This is a genomic window from Croceicoccus sediminis (assembly GCF_007570835.1).
Classification (GTDB): domain Bacteria; phylum Pseudomonadota; class Alphaproteobacteria; order Sphingomonadales; family Sphingomonadaceae; genus Croceicoccus; species Croceicoccus sediminis.
In genome coordinates, this window is record NZ_SUNC01000001.1 from 1,051,846 (window position 1) to 1,070,535 (window position 18,690).

Consider the following 18,690-nt stretch of genomic DNA (forward strand, 5'->3'; position numbering starts at 1 on the left):
GCTTACCTTAGGCCCATCATTCGCGCCCAGGCATCGACCTGGCCGAAGGCATCCTGCTGCCACTCGTCGAGACTGCGCTCGCCGAGAACATCTGAATCTTCTACGAACCTGCGGACGCAGGTCGGGCCGAAATCGTCGACATCCTTGAACTTCGCAGCAACGTGCCGGAAACCTTCCTGGCCGCTTTCGTATTCAAGCAGCGGCTTGCACTCCTCGACCAGAGCCTCGACGCCGCCCGGATAATTCCGGATCGAGAAATAGACGTCGTAGGCATCCTTCTGCTTGGTTCGGCCGTCGAGCGCATAGCCTTTCATCGCCAGCAGGGCCGGGATCGAGGCAACCGCGATCTGGACCGTGTTGCGACCGCCATCGGGCATGTCGCCCTCGATCGCCACGAGTTTGTAGAAGTGCGCTGCCAGATCGGCGCCATAGGCGCGCTGAGTCGCGAAATCGGTCGTTATCGGCGGCTTGGTCTTCGCAATGACGGCATCGAACGGCCGCAGGAAATCGACTACCACATCGATCGCCGCGCCGCCATCATTCGCCTCGACAGTCCGCACCATGCGGAAATTGCGAAGCTCTTCGCGGGTCTCATAACCTTGATCGCGTAGCGCCTCGACCAACCCCGCATATTGCTCGTCTTCGGCGAGCGCTGCGGCATCGAGACTGAGATCGATATCAGCAGTGCCGACGTGGCGCATTTCGCTCTTTTCGAGAAGCAGCCAGGGGACCGCGCCGCCCACCACCGCAAACTTGCCGCGGTAGCTCCCCAAGGTCTGGCCGATTTCCACCAGAACCGAGCGAATGGCGGAGGTGGTCCGGTCGTCGTACTGACCGGCGACTTGCGGTTCCTCGTTCATGCGTTCCACTCGAAAAGTTTGGCGCGCAGGTGTTGCGCCCCCTCCTGGCCTCGCTCGCCGGCGTTCATCAGGTCGAGATAGGTCTGGACCGGGCTGGTCGCGAAAATGCCGTCGGACACCTCGACGACATCGTCGAGCACGCCATCCTCGTCGGGAATGCGTACGACGACGTTGGCACCCTTTGCTGCCGGCGCCAGATCCAGCCCGCTAGCGAGTGCGTTGAACCCCGCTTCGTCGGCGTAGAGATAGGTCGTCTGCTGACGCACGTACGGCGCGAGCCAATCCGCTGCAGAGTAGGACGCCAGAACGGCCCGTCCCCCACTCATCGGAAGAGAGCGGAGGCGATCGGCGAGAGCCTTGCCTTGCAGGTGGGAGTATCGACGGACCTCTTCTCCCTGTGGCGGCTCGTAGGAATCCGCCCAGCTTTCCAGCAGGTCGTCGGGATCGGTGAGCGTCAAACCCGCGCCCCCCATTTCGGCCCAGCCCCGTTCGCGCAGAGCTGAGCCCACCGTGCTCACGTGTCCGATGCTGACCTTGGCCTCTTCGGCAAGCTCGGCGACCCGCCAGCTACGGCGCGGGTCGTGCAGGAGCATGCGCAATATCCGAGCCGATTTGGGTTTGAACAAGGACCGCAGGGCGCGCCGCTCGGGTTTGGGCCGTTCGGCCACTTGGCGGTCGATGAAGATCGTATCGACCGCGATATGGGCGTTGCCGAGAAAGTCGACATATCCCACCCCCTCACGGCGGCACACGTCACGGGCTAGCGCGGACATGTAAGGGGCCATTACAACGGGCACGAAGTCATCGTCCTGGCCATCGATGTAATGTTTCAGTTGTAAGGCGGCGCTCTGCATCATGCGAGGCTGCCCGTTGGATTTGACCTCGATCACGAAGGTCAATGGCTTGTCGGCGTAGTGAGCCGTAACGATGATATCGACTTGCTCGTCTCGCCCGATGGCCGCTTCCCGCTCCACCTGCATCATTTCGAGGCGCGGAATGTCCCGAAGGAGCTTTTCGAAGACGCGGGCGGCCTCGTTCTCTATTTTCACTGTTTCGTGCCTGTTCATCGAAACGTTGAAATAGTTCATCTAGTGAAAAACGCAAGCCGCTTTCATCCGAAAAGCATTTTCAACGGATTGTCGAAATCGCCAATAAACTGAAAGTGATCCGACAACGACGTGTGGCAGGGCACCAGACGGCGGACAAGGAGACCGAGGCGAAGGGCTGCTCTGCAAAGAGAAAAAAAGCGTCGCAGGCTCCGACCGCCATCATTCAGGCCGCGCGCAAAATGTCGTTGTGGACACTCCCCGCCGCCATCGGCGCGGCATGGGCATGGAGCGCCGTCGCGCGCCCGAAATCTTCATTGAAGTGCAGCAATGCGGTATTGAGCAGCATCGTGCAGTCCTCCCCCAGCCGATCATGGCACAGACGCTGCGCCTCCGAAACGAAACCGGACCGAACCGGCCAAGACGTTCAGCCAGTCTTCTTCCGTTTCGCCATGCGGCGCTGTGCGAGATCCTCGAGAAAGGCCGGGATCGTCTCATAGGTCGGCATCGGGTCCTCGGGATCGAGGACGAGTGTGCCCGACCATAGGATCGTGTTGGGGTAATATGCGCGATTGTCGATCGCGCCGTCCTGCTCGAACCAATGGGTTGCCTCGGGCAGCAGGGCATGCGGCAGCGAATGGCGCGCGAACGGATTGTGGAACACCTCCAGCTCGGCGCACCAGGGCTCATAGCCTTGAGGCCAAAGGCCGCGATATTCCTCACTGGTCACATCGAGGCAGAAGGGGAGACCGTCGAGCGCGTGCGGCTGGGGATCGAACATCTTGCCATAACGGACATAGCGCCGACCGCGGGTCGGCATGCCGGCTGTGATCGCGGCGCGGTTGAATTTGCTCAACGTGCATGCATTGGTGAAGATGATCGCCGAGAGCTCGCTATGGGCGTCGTCGCGGAACAGCCCTGCCGGAAAACCCGAGGCGCCGAGAAGCTGAGTCGCTTCGTTGCCGACAGCGATGCGCTCGCCATTAATTTCGAGCGCCTCGGCGCTGATCCCGTAGAGATAGCCCATCAGTGCTTCGCGGCTCCACATCATCGAGGCAGGCGCGTGGAAATCGGCGATCGCGATCGCGAATGGCATGCCCGCAACATGCGGCAGATCGGCATAGCCCCGCTGTAGCTTGTTACCAATCGTCTTGGCGAAGCGGAGCGCAGCGGAGCCAAAGAACAGTTCGGCCGATTCGGCGGGCTGGCGGGTCGGGCGCGCGCCGACCGGTTCGAAGCGGACCGGCGGGTTCGCGGTCACCGCCTCGACCCAAGCCGCGCCGCCCTTGCGGTTCTCAATCCGGAAGTCGGGCGATTCGACCGGCTGGGTGACTAGGATGCCTTGTTCGCGAAAACTCGCCAGCAGCTGCGCTTCCCATAGCCGAGTATGAAAATTCTCGGTTTGGCAGTCGGCCGCCCAATTGCGGTCAGGGCGAGGCAGCGAGAGATAGAGCTGGTTGAGCAGCCAAGCGACATTCTGGTGCGACGGCTGGAACAGCATGCTGAAGATCTTGCTCGGTTCGCGGCCTTCGAGATCGTGCAACGGGGTGCGGCGCTGCACCCCGGATGGCACCGGCTCGAGCGGCGCACCGTTCACAAGCGCGGCCTGCGCCCGCGCCCGCGCTGCCTCGATGCTTTCCAACGCATGATCTTCGGAAATGACCGTCCAAACCATATCCTCGCGCCGACGTATCACGATCAGTCCGATGCTGCCGTCCTCCGCGTGCCGTGTCAGCATCGCGCAACCATGGTCATCCGGACTCTGCCAGGCTTCGAACGGCAAGCGCTCGCCAAAGCCATGGCCGTGCGGCAGCGCCAGTGCGTAGACGTCGAAAAGCCCGCGTGGCACCGGCCGCATTGCCCCCGAGTCGTCGGGCGCTAAAGCATCTATCGTCATAATCAGTGCGCCAAAGGCAGCCCGCTCGCGCGGCGCAGAAAGGTGACGCGCTCGGTCACCGCGGCCTTGAGCGCGGCGACCACGTCGGCGATCGGCGTCGGGTTTGCGTCCTCGTCGATCCCGTTGGTGTAGATATGGCCCTGCCAGACGCCATCGACTAGCACACCGTCGAACCCCGATCCGGTCCCGTCCCAATTGCTGGCTGCAACGAAGAAACCGTCATCGGCATGAACGCGGCGGTTGGGCAGCTTGGGCAGCGGAAACGCGATCGGCACGCCCTTGAACGCGGCATTGTCGGCCGCGGGCAGCGTGACGCGGGCGCGGTAGGCGCCGTGCATATAGGTGTCGGGTTGGTCGAGATGGACCTTCACATCATCCTCCAGCAGATTGCGCCTTTCGGCGACGAAATCATCGATAAGCGCGCGCAGCTGCGCAGCGGGCTTCTTACCCGTCGCGACACAGATTTCGAGAAAGTCACGCTGGAGGGATTCACTCACGCGCGCCTTCAGTATTTCCGTTTTCTCCATATACGCCTCCATGGGTCACAAACCTCCATATTGTGTCCCATTTGCTCCGTTCAAGCGGGGCAAAGAAAAAAACATAACATTCGTGCGAGCAGGGTTGGTCGCCACGCGTGGGATTGACGTCAGCGAGGTGAGTGGGCTCCATGCGACCGAGATCCCGCATCCGGCGGCTTACTTAGCTAACTGGACCAATGTCTGATTCTTGGGATCAGTGCCGAAATGCGGACCGTCCGCAATCGGCCCGCACGCTGACTGGCAGTTCTTGGAAAAAGCGGTCAGTCGGCTATGCGCCCTAATGTCGGACGTTTAGGTTAGGATCAGATTGACCTGAAAGCGGACATATGATGGTTCGTACTGGAACTCACCGGAAGCATTTGCGAGATTCACAGATTGCTGTCGCCGGACCTGTCGGCATTAGACGGATTATGCCATGAAACAGAAATGAATGGTCAGGTAAGAAAGTCAGGTGCAAAAGATCCTGGTGAAGGTGAACGATCAGCACGACTTGGTTATACCCATCAGGATCGCAGTTCAGCGCGGCTCATCTATCAGGCAATACTAGATCGAAAGTTGCAGTGGGTTGGACTAGCCGATCGAAATGCTGGCATAGCCGATGATCTGGTACTCGGTACGCACGAAGGTGTTCTTGCCCATCAATTCAAGAAGACCGAGAAACCGAAAGCGGTCGGCCTAAAGGGCCTGTTACTCGGTACTGAGAATATGATCGGGAAACTAGCTTCCGCCTTTCTCCTTCTCAAAGCGCAGTTCGTCGATGAAGACGTCAAAATCCGTTTTCTGACGAACAACTTTCCCTCGCCGAATGACCATCTCGTAAAAGGTCAATCAAACTCCAGCACCTCAGACTTCCTGACTGCTTGGAATAGGAATACGGGCCGGTCGCTCGCCGATTGGCAGGAATCCCAGTGGAAGGACGTGATCAACGAGATCCAAAAGGCGTCAGGTCTGTGCAAGCAGCAATTCGATGAGTTCTGGGCATGCTTTGAACTCATAATCGGTCCGTCGGCGGCACCTATATTGGATCCCTCGTTGGGGGCTGAACGCCTTTCGCAAACTGAAGAACTCGCGCGCGCTCTTTCGGCGTTGATTACGGATAATCCTGAAAAGGATCGATGGAGCCGAGCGGAACTGCTCGAAGAAGTTGGGTGGCCGGATCGCTTTGCGCTTCGGTTTCATCATCAATTCCCAATCGGTTCCTACGTCCAACATAATGAAGAAACCGAAAGCGATCTCAACACCGCGATTTGGGAGCACTGCAGCGGGTATCTTGGCCTGATCGGTCCCCCTGGATCGGGAAAGTCGACGCTACTGCAGCGCGAATTGCGGGATATGCCTCAAGTGCGCGTCGTGCGCTATCTCGCATTCGTGCCAGGGACAGCTCAAGGGCAAGGCCGAGGCGAGGCGACTTCGTTTCTGGATGACGTCAACGCTCAAATCGCTGCCACCGGACTTAAGCCACTAAGAGTCAAGGACGACACGCTGGCGGCAAGGCGAGAAAACTTCGAACACATGCTCACACAAGCTGGCCAGAAGTTTGAGCAAAACAATTCTCGCATGATTATTGTGGTCGACGGACTGGACCATATTCCGCGTGAAGAGCCTACAGAGCACTCATTACTAAGCGTGTTGCCGACACCTCAATCGATACCCGATGGGGTGCTATTCGTACTCGGAACCCAGCAATTAGATCTCCCTGAGATTGCCCCAGCAGTGCAGCAGCAAGCTGGTCAAACTGGGCGGAGGATCGATGTAGCCCGCCTTTCGCCGTTTGCTGTTTCAGCCATGACAGAAGCGTTCGAATTGAGCGATGAAGTCGATGCTTCCGAAGTTTTCAAACTCGGCGGAGGCCACCCTCTAGCTACACGATATCTGCTTGAGCAGTTAGCGGGGGCTCCAGCGGAAGACCGAAAAAGCCTTCTCGAAGACACAGTCCCTTTCGGTGGTGATCTGGAAGCCGTCTATGAATCCGCTTGGCGCGGTGTAGGATCGCAATACAACAGTGGCTTGCTTCACCAGGTTCTTGCACTGTTGGCTCAAGTTGAAGGTCGGATCGCTCCTGAAGCACTTGCTAAAGACATCTCAGACGAGGCCGTAGAATTGACACTGCGGCATGTCCGCCACCTGCTAGATCTTTCTGAGGATGGATGGCGAATCTTTCACAACAGCTTTAGACTTTTCGTCAGAAGGAAGCCGGTTCTAAGATTTGGCTCCGCAGATCAGCGCTTCGAGCGTACCCAGGTCTATCGCACGTTGGCAAAATTGGTCGACGAAGCGCCGATTCGAAGTGATCAAAGTTGGCTGAGATTCCGCTATCTGTTTTTGGCGGGCGATCTTGATGAGGCGACCACACTCGCAAGTCGCTCCTATTTCGTTGATCAGTATTGCGAAGGCCGACCCGCTCACGCTGTTCGAGCTGATATCTCTGACGCATTGCGCGCGTTGGAACGCAAGGTTGATGCTGCAAAACTGTTTGACCTCTTGCTCGCCGATGACGAAGTCACTCGGCGCGCATCGGTCATGGAAAGTGCGCACTCACTCATCGATGCACAATTAGCGATTGGCGATACTCGTGCAGCGGCTGCCAGCCTCAGCGAGAGCTATCAAGACGGTAAGCAATGGATAGTGATGGATGCGCTCATGAGCTCCGGTCACGTCGAAGCAGCTCGAAGGATCTTCGAAGACCAGAATCCATTTGCTTTCATCTCAGAGCGCGCGCCACCATTTAGAGGTTCCAACGCCAACAAGGCCTTTCCTTGGGCGCAAAGAGCTATCGCGCTACTCAGCGAAGAACAGATCGAAAGGCGGATCCAAAATCGCCTCGTCAAGGAAGCTTCTTTGGATACGGATGGGGAAGAAGTTGGCGAGATCGTTAGTGCATTTAGATTTCAAATTGCTCGCGCGATGATCCGCTCTGATCCTGCGCTTCCAATGCCAGACTTAGTGAGAAAGTGGCAGGTAAACAGAGAGCGCCAATGCTTGTTGAAGCTTGAGGGCGCGATTTCAGCGGGACAAACTGCACAAAGGTCGTTGGCTAAGTCGCTACTCCAAAGCGCACTAAAATCGGACTGTCTCGGCGATATGCATGATTCATGGGCAATGGCTGGCGCCAGGACTGCTATCGCAATTTCGGAGAAGGCGATCGCAATTGAGTTCCTTGAACAGTGTCCCCTGGAAGATCTCGGCGAAGCAGAGAGGCAGCACCAATCTGAGCGTCTATTGTGTGCTTCCCGTGCGCTCCTAGCAGGGGTGACTGCCAGGGCTTGTTTGCAAGTTCCGATCCCACATCTGGAAGTGCCTGAGAATCGGTTGTGGCGAGGACTACAGCACCACATCTTAGCCATAGGTACAGCAATCGGAGACTTACAATCTGGAAAGGACGCGGCTGATGTCCCAATCCGGTCGCTAACAGAAAGCGCGATAAAATTCTTGGCAACCGCGCGGAGTGCGCCAGGTGAGGATGCTTTTACTGGATACGGGATTCCGGCCGCTGCAGAGAATCTTCTGAATGCCTTATTCGATCTGGCTAAGCTTGATCCCCAACGAGACCTTCACTCACTTGAGTTGATCGATCAGCTAATCGCGGAAGATGCTGCGGTCTTCCGGTGGTGGCATAGCTTCCGCCGCAAGTTCGCTGTTGGCATGTTCAGTATTGATCGCGATGTGCAGGCGGCTAGGTCGAGACTGAATGCAGGACTCGCGGATGTGCAAGCGTATAATCCGCAAGAGGAAGTCGAGGAGAAGGCGGCATATGCAGTCGCTCTCGGGCGAATTGGTGCGACCGATGCAGCGAGGACTGAGATTGAAAATCTGAGGCGCTCATCGTTGGGCTGTTATCTCCCTGCAAAGAAGGATGGGCAGTATGAGCTTTGGACGTCTGTTCTGTCTTTGGCCAATCTCGATATGCCTAATGCCCGCGCAGACCGAGCGAAGGTTGCTTTGCGTTTACTTGACGGAATGGGTTCGACTGAAGGGGACGACTCGGCGGTTCGTGGCGGTAGGCAGATCTTGTTCGAGGCATGTGCCGCGAGCCCGAAGTTCACCCAAGATGCGATGCGTTGGGCATCTGGCACGGGTGTCTTCAGTTGGGATGGCATTGTTGATGCGGGGTTGCGAGGTGCACTGCATCGGTGTCCGGAACTCGCTTCACAATTACTCTTGGCTTGGTCGCATCTCGCTCTTCCTTGGTATTCGGAGCCTCATGGAAGCACGACGAGGTTCGGGCAGTTCTTGACGGACTTAATGTCGACGTGCGGCGATGATTCCGTTGCCGCGCTGGAAGAAAGGGCGGCTTCCTTCATTGAGACAGTTGCCCGCCCTGAAGCGAAGCACCGTCTGCTCAAGACACTTGAAGAAGGTGCAAGAAAGCGGGGGCACGGCAAGAAAGCAGCTGCTGCTGCGAGTCGATGGAAACCAGAAGGCGGCGACGAATCTAGCGATCCCGAGCACCGTTCTTATGGGCACCTTGCGAGCCTCTCGGACATATCAAAAGCACTCGCTTCCGAGTTCAGCTTTTTCGATAAGAAGGCCGAGGGCAGAGGGCAGCCGAATAGACGCATAACCTACAATCTGCGCCGCGCTGCTATACGGGTGATCAACGAGACAGGCTGGCGAGAAGTATCGCGTTTTGTTGAAGATTACCCAGACATCATGGCTCATGAAGACGTGAGGCTTGCTGTCGCACGAAGGGCGGTTGCCGCTGGTCAGGTCGATGAGGTTAGATCGATATTGGCATCGTTTGTCGATGAAGAAGATGGAGGCTGGGCATGGCCCAACAATCAAAGGCGACGCTTGTTGCACGAAGTTCGGCATCTACTCGGCGAAGACGACTCTTTTGATAGGGCACGCCGTGCATTCACATTGGACATGGCGAATTCGCGTTACAGCGTTGGATCGAATTTGTGGGAGATTGAATCCATCTTCCCCTTGCTATTCGAAGAGGTACCTTGGCCTCAGATCTGGGATCGACTTTCGGACCATTTGCAAGCCACAAGGGACTATCGGATTGGCAATGCGCTTTCTCAAGAATCGACAATAGAGGGGGAACTCGAGAATTTGGCGGCGATGTTCTCACGGGCGCTTACGCTTGGGGTGCCCCTACTGAACGTTGAGGCAGATCGAGGAGCGTTGATGCTCCTAGAAGAAGGTCAGGAAGATGTCTTCGTCGCGATCGTCAATCAGTTGCTTTCGAAGGGCGGAGAAGCGCAGATGATGGCCGTGGACTTGCTAGCCAAGACGACCAGGGTCGCCGACCTGTCGCCGAAGTTTCGAGATATGATCCCAGCTTGGATGGGGCACCCAGATAGTGGGGTCGTTGCAGCTGCATCCTTCCTGGCTCAAGATTGGGAAGTTCCGATACAATTCACAGAGGCGGTCCTGTCGCCGATCTATACGCTAGATCTGCCAAGCTATTCCTCGAGTACCGGTAGTGCTGCGTCTGACGAACACACTCGAGGTCTGGTTTTAGAAGATATCTTCGGTTGGACCGAGCCTTGGACAGACTTGGTCGAGGAAATGGCTGACGATTGCGGCTTGGAGGTCGCGAATTTGCGCTGGCGGGTTGGGCAACTCATTCAGTCCTGGGGCGGTGTTGCATCATATGGACATGCTGCTTCGAAAAGACTTGAGGAGGATCTCGACAAGATTTCCATGAAGCTGGCGTATCGTCGCCCGCAAGCAGAAGTCACACTGCGCGCCCTTCGACATGTCGTTGAAGAGCTAAGGAGTAGTGGCCGGTTGAATATCCATGACTGGCGAATTTTGTTGCACAAGCTGCACGTCTATCCGGGGCCGCCACTCTTGATGGTTCCCTCTGCAAAGCCGTCTGATCTCGAACTGCCCGACGTGCCTCGAACGCTATGGGGAGACGATAGAGATGAATGGGCTGGGAAAGTCGCTCAAGATGTTCGAATGCAATCTCGCGGCCAGAATAATGTGGTCTTAGCATATTGGCATTCTGTCAAAGTTCGAGACATACGCGTAATCTACGAATGCGAGAGATGGAGCTTTCGTTCTGCGGCTTCTCAAGAGCACAGTTCGCTGGAAGAGCGCTTGCACAGCACTTCGAAGGTGATCCGGCTAGGAGCGGTTGTGCCGCTCTATGACCATCCCGATGAGAGTTTTGTCGCTGGCTTTAGGCCTTACTCTCTCCAGGGGCATCCTGACGTGCTACTAATCTTTTGTCCCCGTGCCGCCGAGCAATTGGGATGGAAGCAAAACGAGACCAGCATTCACGAGTTCTTCTCCCAGGACGGTATTCTGATGGCCAGCACAACCTGGTGGCGTGATGGCTTACCTCAGTCAGTCGACCACGATGCGCAATCTGCCGAGGGCCAACACGTCGTATTGTCGGAAGCTGGTCGCGCAGCGTTTGAGAGCAAATTTGGTCCTATTGAGCTTTCAAGCTTTGCCGTACGTCGGGTTACTGCAGGAGAAGGTGACGGCAAGTCAGTTGAGTGTTACGCGGAGCGATAAGCGAACGGCATGGACATCGAAGTCGTGACTAGCCTGAGTCTCATCGGCATCACACTCACCACCCCGACGAGAGAAGTCACCATCGAAAACGAAGGCTACGACTTTGCGGTCCTTATGATGCTTGACGCCATTATTCGCAGACCATTCGGATAACGCTCTCAATGGCAGCTTTTGAGTGTCACCAGCCGAAAAGCAGAAGGTCCGCAAACGGCCCAGTCTTTGCCTTACTCGGATATAGTCTTTGAGTGCGCTGAATGTCGGCTGCTCGCGAGAGCTGCCGTCCGGCATAACGTTATGGAACGGATCCAAAGCCCCAAAGACGTCCACTTGAAGGCAACGTCTGCTCTTACGCGCCCCCGGCAAGGAAGATGACCAGGGTCGTGCCACATGGCTGACATCACAGTGCATCTTCCCGGTTCAGCATTCTACCGGAACCTTAAAATAGCCGGTTTGTGCATGGGCTGAAAAACGCGAAAAAACCTGCGACCTCAGAAAACGGCAGAACTCCGCCGAAAATCACAAATTTGAATGGAAAATCTTTTTTGTCAAAAATGGCAAAGTGGAAAAACTTTATTGTATCTGGAAAAACTTTATTGTCTCACAACACAATTGTTGCGAGACAAAAGAGTTCTTCCATTTTCACACGCAAAACTGCGGTTTTCAGCCCCCGGTTTGACAAAATAGTTTTTCCAAAAACTAGAACAAGGCGGGATCATTTCGCCAAAGCAATGCCTGACCAGCCGCGTTTGTGACAAAAAAGATATTCCAGTTTCGACCATCGCGACCCGCAGAATTCCTCGTGTCTTGGTTTTCACATGCCTCTTTTTTCGCATGCTGAACCCCAGAAGCGGTCAGTCGGCTGACCAGTGCCGGCAGGCTCACGCTAAACCGTCTCCTGCCGCAGAGTTTCGCCGCCTAGTGGGGCTGGTTGCTCTGATAGTACCTGCCGACGGGCTACGCTAAACCGTACCTCGATCCGCGAGTACCATGTCCGCGCCCTTTTCCGCGATCATGATGGTGGCCGCGTTGGTATTACCGGACACCAGCTTTGGCATCACCGATGCATCGATTACGCGAAGGCCGCTCATACCATGGACTCGCAAGCGTGGGTCGACCACGGCCATGTCGTCGTTACCCATCTTGCAGGTTCCGACTTGATGGGAAACGCAGCCACCCTGTTCACGAAAATAGGCCTCAATCTCGTCGTCGCTGGTCACGTCCGCACCGGGCAGGTGTTCGGCCGACACGAAGTCTGACAGCGGAGAAACCGAGGCGATCCGCCTGGCGAGCTTCAATCCCTCCACTGCCGTCGTCCGGTCACGTTCAGACGAAAAGTAGTTGGGCCTCATAAGCGGAGGTTCCAAGGGATCGGCGGATCTCAAACCGATGGAACCTCGGCTTTCCGGGCGAACCGGGCAAATGAAGTTGGCAAAACCGGAAAACTTGAACAGTCCGTCCTCGTAATATCCACCGCTGAAGGTTTGGAACAGGAATTGTACGTCCGGTGTCTGAGAGTTCGGCATGACGCGCGTGAATACGCAAGCCTGCCCCGCAGGAACCGCAAGCGGACCGTCGCGAAACAGAAGCCAGCGCAGGCCTGCGGCCAATTGCTTTCGTTTCGACAGCATGATGTCGTTCATGGTGATGGGCTGCGTACACCGCCAAGTGATCTGTCCCCCGTAGTGATCGTGCAGGTTCCGGCCGACACCGGGAAGATCGTGGACGACAGCAATGCCGTGCTCGGCAATGTCCTCTCCCCGCCCGACACCCGACAGCATCAGGAGCTGCGGCGAATTGACCGTACCCCCCGCAAGCAGAACTTCGTTACGGCACCTTATGGAAAAGCTTTGTCCATCGCGCTGAACCTCGAGGCCCGTCGCCCGCGTCCCTTCGAACAGCACGCGCTTTGCCTGCGTTTCGGTGATGACGGTCAGGTTGGGGCGCTTCAACGCAGGGCGCAGGTATCCAACCGCAGCCGAACAACGCGCGCCTTTGCGGATCGTCGCCTGGAAATAGCCCGCGCCTTCCTGACGGGTTCCATTGAAATCGTCGTTACGCGGTATCCCGATCTTCTCGCAGCTTTCAATCAATGCGTCGCACAGCGGATTTCGTTCCTTGATATCGGTGACCGACAAGGGACCGCCCGTGCCGTGATATTCGTCTTCGCCGCGTTCCTGGTCCTCGGCCTTGCGAAAATAGGGGAGCACGTCGTCATATGACCAACCTTCGTTGCCAAGCTGGCGCCAGTGGTCGAAGTCCTCGGCCTGCCCGCGGATGTAGATCAGACCGTTTATGCTACCCGATCCGCCCAGAACCTTGCCGCGCGGCCAATAGATACGCCGCCCGCCAAGCGCGGGATTGGGCTCGGTTTCGTACTTCCAGTTGACCTTCTCATCGATGATGGTCTTGCCATACCCAACTGGAATCTTGAGCCAGAAGCCGTCGTCCTTGCCGCCGGCTTCGACCAGAAGAACGCTTATGTCGGGCCGCTCCGAAAGGCGGGCGGCAAGTACGCATCCCGCCGACCCTGCCCCCACCACGATATAGTCGAATTCCCTGTCCTCGATTTGCATCGCCCGTAACGTCCCGATCGTATGATGGCGCCCATGGCGCCAGACTTTGTGGTCAGCGCAGCGATGCCGCGTGGAGGGCAACAGCCTCGACCGCCGCTTCGTCAGGCAGGACCTGCGCGGCGGCGCGCATCTGCTCACCTTCCGGATCGCCCTCGCGCCCGCGTACGCCACTTCTGAAATTGTTCAGCTGTCGGGCAAGATAGGCCGGGTCCGTACCCGCCAGTGCAGGCGCTTTCAGCGCCTCGTTCCCTTCGCCCGCCGCGCCGTGGCAGGCGGCGCACGTCTCGTACAGGGACGCGCCCAGGGCCAGTACCTGGGCGTCGGCTTCATCGGCCGACAAGGGCGCAGAGGGTTCCGGCAAGGTGGCGAGATAAACCGCGACATCATGCACGGCGCCATCCCCGCCAAGTGCCTTGGCCCGCCCATTCATCGCGACCCCATAGAAATCATCGGGGCCGCCGCGAATGCCGCTGCGATAATTCATCAGCTGACGCTCGATATAATCCGCTGACAGCCCGGCGAGACGGGGTGCGTTCATGCCCGCAAGCCCCTCGCCATCGTTGCCGTGACAACCTTGGCAAGTGACATAGCGGGCCTCGCCGCGCGCGATCGCGGTGTCGGCGTCCGCATCGACCGGCTCGTTCGAATTGTTGCAGCCTGCCAACGTCAGCAGCGCGGCGGTGAAGAACGCGCAGCGCATAGCGATCAGCCGAACGCGGCTGCGACGGCAGCGCTGTCGATATGCTCGTCAAGGCTGACGACCTGACCGTCAGCGGTGGCGACCATATGAACCCATTGGGCGGTATATTGCTTGCCCGTCGACTTGACCCTGGTTGTTTCAGAGCCCTGGACGAAGACGATGCCATCTTCTTCCCACATGCCGGCCGGAGCCATTTCGACCGGATCGGCAGCGGCCAGAAACAGTTCGAAGAACTTGCCCACGCCTTCGCGCCCGTTGAAGGTTCCGGCCCAGGGGATCGTCCCCTCGGGCGCATGGAAGGTCCAGCGCACGTCTTCTTTCAACAGGCCCATGGCCTTGTCCATGTCGCCCGCGCCGAACGCTGCGAAAAAACCGCCGACAATATCCTTGCCCGTCATCTCTCGTTCTCCAATCATGTGTTTGTCGGTTTGGGCTCAAGCCCGTAAAATGTCTGGAACACGCGTTCCGGATCGTATTTCGCGCGAATGTCGGCCAGCTTCGCCCAGTCTTCAGGGCGGTAGCATTCGGGGATCTGGTCGATCCTGCCTTCTTGGTTGAACTCGTTGATGTAACTGCCCGTGCCCATCGGCTGCAGCTCCCGGTACATCTCGATCAGCCAGTTCTTGTTCGCATCATCCTGCGCCGGGTCGTCCCATTGGGAATAGCAGGACAGGTAGAACTGCCCGGTGGTCTGGCACGCACCGTCGGGAATCTTGGGGCTACCTTTGTACAGGATGACGGGCGCGCTGACGCGAGACGGGCTGTTGGGCATATGCTTCATCATCACCGCAATCGGCTTGCTCAGACCGTCGGTGAAGATGTTGTCGACGCAGTAGCGCCGCTGCGGAAAGGGCACTTCGTTCGCATAATAAAGCGTCTCGAAGCTTTCTTCCGCACCCATGATTTCGGCGATCGCTTTCTTGCGGATCGGATGATCGGCAATCGGCGCCATCGCCGCGAGCGCTTCGCCAGGATCGCTTTTGAACGCGATTGATTGCAGGATCATCACCTGATCGCAGCCTGCCGCGCTGCATGCGTTTTCCATTCCCGGCGGCGCTGCGGATATGACGCCGATCAGCTCGACGTCCACCGGCAAAGCCGGCCCCAGTTCCTCCATCGCCTTCGCCACTTGCGGAATGTCGGTGAAGGGGAAAATGTAGGTATGCGAACGTATCGCCGTTGGCCTGGGATAACATTTCAGGCGGAAGCTGGTGACCACACCGAACAGCCCCGGCCCGCCGCCGCGCACCGCCCAGAACAGGTCCGGGTTCTCGGTCTCGCTCGCGGTGCGTACTTCGCCGTCGGGCGTGACGATCTGCACCTCGAGTATGTTGTAGGTGCTCATCCCGCCCCAGGCATTGCCGTTCCAGCCAAGCCCGCCGCCCAACAGAAATCCACTAATCGGCACCATACCGCAATGAGCGGTGGGGAAAGCAAGGTCGTAGTCGGCAAGGTCTTCCTGCAACCGCCGCCCAATCACGCCGGGCCCGCAGCGCACTTCGCCCGCGGCCTCGTCGATCTCTATCGTCGAAAGGCGCGATACATCGACGAGAATGCCGTCGTCGCGCAGGAAACAGCCGCAAAAACTGTGTCCGCCGCCGCGTGTGGTGATGCGGCGACCTGTTTCGCGCGCAAAGTTTACCGCGGCGACTACGTCATCGACCGTTTCAGCCTGCACGATCATATCGGGATAGCGGGGAAATTTCTGCGTCTGCCAGACCATCGACTGACGCCACGGCTCATAGACCGCGCTGTCCTTGCCGATCGCCTTGCCCGTCAGCCGGGACTGCAGGTTGGCCAGGTCGTCATCGCGCATCGAACAGCCGCCCAGTGCGGGCGCAAGGCCGATTGCCGAAAGCGCCGCGACAGTGGCGCCGCCGCCAAGGAACCTGCGCCGCGACGTGGCGATGGCCCCGGTGCGGGTCGGATGGTTGCTGCGGTGGTCGAACATCAGTGCCTCACGATCCTGGCTTGGGTCTTCAGGTGGGCGCGAATGCCTTCTTCGCCCAGTTCCTGTCCGAAGCCCGATTGCTTCCAGCCGCCGAATGGCATCGCGCAGTCGAGCGTGTTGTGATTGTTGATCCAGACCGTCCCGGCCTCGACCTTGTCGGCAAACCGATCCGCAGTGGCCATGTCGCGGGTCCAGATGCTGGCACCCAGCCCGTATTGCGAATTGTTCACGCGCGGCATGACGTCATCCAGATCGTCGAACCGGAAAGCGGTCAGCACCGGGCCGAAGATCTCTTCCTGCGCCACGGGGCTGCCGTCGCCCGCACCAACGATGACGGCAGGGTGCATATAGGCCCCGTCATCCGATAGCGGATCGCCACCGGTGATCAGCGACGCACCGTCCTTGCGGGCCTGCTCAACATAGGAAACGACACGGTCGCGGTGCTCGTGGCTGATCATCGGGCCCATCGTGCTGGCAGGGTCGAGACCGGGGCCGATGACGAGGCTTGCCGCGATCTGCGCGATGCCCTCGACGACCTGGTCGAAATGGTTTTCGTGAACGAAAAGGCGCGACCCGGCGCAGCAGTTCTGCCCGTGATTGCCCAGGATCGCCCAGGCAGCACCGGATATCGCCATCTCGAGATCGGCGTCGGGCGCGATTACGACCGGCGACTTGCCGCCGAGTTCGAGGCAAAAGGGGATCAGTCGTTCGCCAGCACTGGCACCTATACGGCGGCCGACGGCGGTCGATCCGGTAAAGCTGATCTTATCTACAAGCGGATGTTCGACCAAAGCCTGCCCCGCCGTGGCCCCGCCGGTCACGACATTGACGACGCCTGCGGGAATACCCGCCTCGATGCATAATTCAGCAAGGCGAAGTGCGGTAAGCGGGGTGCGCTCTGCCGGCTTGATCACGATTGTGCATCCGGTGGCAAGAGCCGGGGCAAGTTTGAACACCGCCATGCAAAGCGGCACGTTCCAAGGGACGATAGCGCCGATCACACCGACGGGCCGGGGATGCGTCGAACCGGTAAAGCGCGCGTTCGGCATGTAAGGAACGGCGAGTTCCATCATCCGTCCCGACAGCCGCGTCGCCCAACCGGCCGCCTGCCGAAGGACATGGACCGAAAAATCCGCGTCGAAAGCTCGCGTATTGCCGATCAGCTTGCCAGAATTGACCGTCTCTACCTGCGCTAGCGCGTCAGCTTCCGCCTCGACCAGTGCAGCCAGTTTCATGATGACTGCCTCACGCTCGTGCGGGCGCAGTCCCGACCAGGCAGTATCGCGAAATGCGCGGTGCGCACTGCGGACCGCAAGTTCGACGTCGCCCGCCCCCGCGTCGGGTACGTTGGCGACCACGCCGCCGGTAGTGGGGTCTACCACGTCCATCGTCTTGCCCGACGCGGCATCGCGAAACGCACCATCAAGGAACATTCCGGTGCGCCGATATAGCAAGGCTCGCGCACCCTCGTTCAGAACGCCGTAATCGTTGGCCAGCGTCACAGCGCCATCTCCGCTTTCCGGCGGCGCGCAGACGGGACAAGGACCGGCATGGCGAACAGCCCGACCAAAAGGAACGCCGCGGCGGAAATGATGTAGATCCCCGACAACCCATCGGCGACCATCACGGTAAGGCCCGGTCCAATGCCAAGGCCTGCCCCGGTCAGCGCGCCCGCAGAAAGCATCGGACGGCCATCGCGATCGACATCGGCAAGCGCGCCAAGCTGAAGGGGATAAAGCACATACCAGCCCGTGCTGAACATGACGGTGGCAATTACGAAGCCGGTGAGCGCATTGGCGGCCGAATAGACAATGACAGCGCCGGTCAGCAACACGACGCAGGCTAGGATCGGGATCGTACGACCAAGCCTTGCCACCAGAATGCCCGGCAGGAACGACGCGACAAAAGCGACGAGTTTCGACAGGCTGAGCACTCCCGCCACCTCGCCCTCTGTCAAAGCGATCTGCTCTCCCAGCAAGGCAAGGAAAGTCCATATCGCACCGATACCCACGAAAAAGAACAGGATCGACAACAGCATTGCCGCGCTCTGCCACCATCCGGCGGCATCGTTTCCGGTCAATCGCGCATGAGGGGCCGCTGCGCCCGCACGTTTCGGGACAAAGGCATAAACGAGACCGATCGCGGCGAAGTCGAAAGCGAGAAAAACAAGATATCCGAGATGAAAGCCGCCGGCGCGCATCAGGGCCGGCATTGCATAGATGCAAGCGATCGAGACCACTGTCTGCAACGCGAGGAACAGACCAAAGCTGCGCTCCGGCCTGGCGCTGCGCGAAAGGGCGGCCGTAGCTTGCGACACCGCGACGCCGCCTGCGATACCGGCTATGGCGCGAAGGGCGTTGAACGCCACCCAGCCCGGCCCCAACAGGGTTGCAAGGTCGCACCCGATCATCACCGCAAGTGCGGCCAACCCGTGACGACGAAACCTCCCTTGCGGCAGAAAAGTCGATAGCAAGCAGCCTGCCGAGATAGTTGCGAGCTGGACGGTAGAGAACAACCCGACTTCACGCTCGCTCGCCGCCAGGTCGTTCACCATCGCCGAGACGACGACCGGCATCGCCAGGAAAGTAACGACACCGGCCGTGCCAAGCGCAATCTGGGCAACCACCCCACCGTCCGCCCGATCATCGTG

The 18,690-nt window shown here is 58.6% G+C and carries 13 protein-coding genes; 2 read left to right on the plus strand and 11 right to left on the minus strand.

What is annotated here, in order from left to right; all coding sequences use genetic code 11:
- Positions 1-2: 2 nt before the first annotated feature.
- The 5 genes from FAX90_RS04935 to FAX90_RS04950 form a co-directional block, all read right to left on the minus strand.
- On the minus strand, positions 3-860 hold the full coding sequence (locus tag FAX90_RS04935) for a nucleotidyl transferase AbiEii/AbiGii toxin family protein (protein ID WP_144096052.1): 858 nt from the start codon (positions 858-860) through the stop codon (positions 3-5).
- Positions 857-1,948 (minus strand): type IV toxin-antitoxin system AbiEi family antitoxin, encoded by a 1,092-nt coding sequence (locus FAX90_RS04940; protein WP_240704725.1) that lies wholly within the window; start codon positions 1,946-1,948, stop codon positions 857-859. Before FAX90_RS04940 ends, FAX90_RS04935 begins: the two co-directional genes overlap by 4 nt.
- A gap of 184 nt (positions 1,949-2,132) precedes the next feature.
- Complete coding sequence (locus FAX90_RS16885) at positions 2,133-2,255, minus strand: hypothetical protein (RefSeq protein ID WP_276612179.1); 123 nt, start codon at positions 2,253-2,255, stop codon at positions 2,133-2,135.
- 78 nt (positions 2,256-2,333) lie between these two features.
- Positions 2,334-3,803, minus strand: a complete 1,470-nt coding sequence (locus FAX90_RS04945; protein ID WP_205700616.1) for a hypothetical protein — start codon at positions 3,801-3,803, stop codon at positions 2,334-2,336.
- Positions 3,804-3,805: 2 nt separating this feature from the next.
- A complete protein-coding gene (locus FAX90_RS04950) occupies positions 3,806-4,300 on the minus strand; it encodes a hypothetical protein (RefSeq protein ID WP_144096054.1) in 495 nt (164 codons plus the stop codon).
- A gap of 468 nt (positions 4,301-4,768) precedes the next feature.
- Here FAX90_RS04950 and FAX90_RS04955 point away from each other — a divergent pair, with 468 nt between their 5' ends.
- Both FAX90_RS04955 and FAX90_RS16525 read left to right on the plus strand, forming a co-directional pair.
- Positions 4,769-10,816, plus strand: a complete 6,048-nt coding sequence (locus FAX90_RS04955) for an ATP-binding protein (RefSeq protein ID WP_205700617.1) — start codon at positions 4,769-4,771, stop codon at positions 10,814-10,816.
- Between the two features lie 9 nt (positions 10,817-10,825).
- Positions 10,826-10,969 carry a hypothetical protein gene (locus FAX90_RS16525; RefSeq protein ID WP_170234869.1) on the plus strand — a complete coding sequence of 48 codons (144 nt, stop codon included), beginning with the start codon at positions 10,826-10,828 and terminating at the stop codon, positions 10,967-10,969.
- An 806-nt stretch (positions 10,970-11,775) separates the two neighbouring features.
- Here the strand turns inward: FAX90_RS16525 and FAX90_RS04960 are convergent.
- The 6 genes from FAX90_RS04960 to FAX90_RS04985 are packed head-to-tail and all read right to left on the minus strand — an operon-like array spanning position 11,776 to position 18,666.
- A complete protein-coding gene (locus FAX90_RS04960) occupies positions 11,776-13,389 on the minus strand; it encodes a GMC family oxidoreductase (protein WP_144096058.1) in 1,614 nt (537 codons plus the stop codon).
- 52 nt (positions 13,390-13,441) lie between these two features.
- Positions 13,442-14,089 (minus strand): c-type cytochrome, encoded by a 648-nt coding sequence (locus FAX90_RS04965; protein ID WP_144096060.1) that lies wholly within the window; start codon positions 14,087-14,089, stop codon positions 13,442-13,444.
- Between the two features lie 5 nt (positions 14,090-14,094).
- The gene (locus FAX90_RS04970; protein WP_240704726.1) at positions 14,095-14,505 is read right to left on the minus strand and encodes a nuclear transport factor 2 family protein; all 411 of its coding nucleotides are present in this window, start codon (positions 14,503-14,505) and stop codon (positions 14,095-14,097) included.
- Positions 14,502-16,040 (minus strand): FAD-binding oxidoreductase, encoded by a 1,539-nt coding sequence (locus tag FAX90_RS04975; RefSeq protein ID WP_144096062.1) that lies wholly within the window; start codon positions 16,038-16,040, stop codon positions 14,502-14,504. The genes FAX90_RS04970 and FAX90_RS04975 overlap by 4 nt, the downstream gene beginning before the upstream one ends.
- A complete protein-coding gene (locus FAX90_RS04980) occupies positions 16,040-17,542 on the minus strand; it encodes an aldehyde dehydrogenase family protein (RefSeq protein ID WP_144096064.1) in 1,503 nt (500 codons plus the stop codon). The genes FAX90_RS04975 and FAX90_RS04980 overlap by 1 nt, the downstream gene beginning before the upstream one ends.
- Positions 17,539-18,666, minus strand: coding sequence for an MFS transporter (locus FAX90_RS04985; RefSeq protein ID WP_170234870.1), 1,128 nt, complete (start codon positions 18,664-18,666; stop codon positions 17,539-17,541). The genes FAX90_RS04980 and FAX90_RS04985 overlap by 4 nt, the downstream gene beginning before the upstream one ends.
- Between the last annotated feature and the right edge of the window lie 24 nt (positions 18,667-18,690).

Excerpts from the sequence above, each read along its gene's own strand:
- FAX90_RS04935 (WP_144096052.1), bottom strand. The coding sequence starts at position 860 with ATGAACGAGGAACCGCAAGTCGCCGGTCAGTACGACGACCGGACCACC.
- FAX90_RS04940 (WP_240704725.1), bottom strand. The coding sequence starts at position 1,948 with ATGAACTATTTCAACGTTTCGATGAACAGGCACGAAACAGTGAAAATA.
- FAX90_RS16885 (WP_276612179.1), bottom strand. The coding sequence starts at position 2,255 with ATGCTGCTCAATACCGCATTGCTGCACTTCAATGAAGATTTCGGGCGC.
- FAX90_RS04945 (WP_205700616.1), bottom strand. The coding sequence starts at position 3,803 with ATGACGATAGATGCTTTAGCGCCCGACGACTCGGGGGCAATGCGGCCG.
- FAX90_RS04955 (WP_205700617.1), top strand. The coding sequence starts at position 4,769 with ATGAATGGTCAGGTAAGAAAGTCAGGTGCAAAAGATCCTGGTGAAGGT.
- FAX90_RS16525 (WP_170234869.1), top strand. The coding sequence starts at position 10,826 with ATGGACATCGAAGTCGTGACTAGCCTGAGTCTCATCGGCATCACACTC.
- FAX90_RS04960 (WP_144096058.1), bottom strand. The coding sequence starts at position 13,389 with ATGCAAATCGAGGACAGGGAATTCGACTATATCGTGGTGGGGGCAGGG.
- FAX90_RS04965 (WP_144096060.1), bottom strand. The coding sequence starts at position 14,089 with ATGCGCTGCGCGTTCTTCACCGCCGCGCTGCTGACGTTGGCAGGCTGC.
- FAX90_RS04970 (WP_240704726.1), bottom strand. The coding sequence starts at position 14,505 with ATGATTGGAGAACGAGAGATGACGGGCAAGGATATTGTCGGCGGTTTT.
- FAX90_RS04975 (WP_144096062.1), bottom strand. The coding sequence starts at position 16,040 with ATGTTCGACCACCGCAGCAACCATCCGACCCGCACCGGGGCCATCGCC.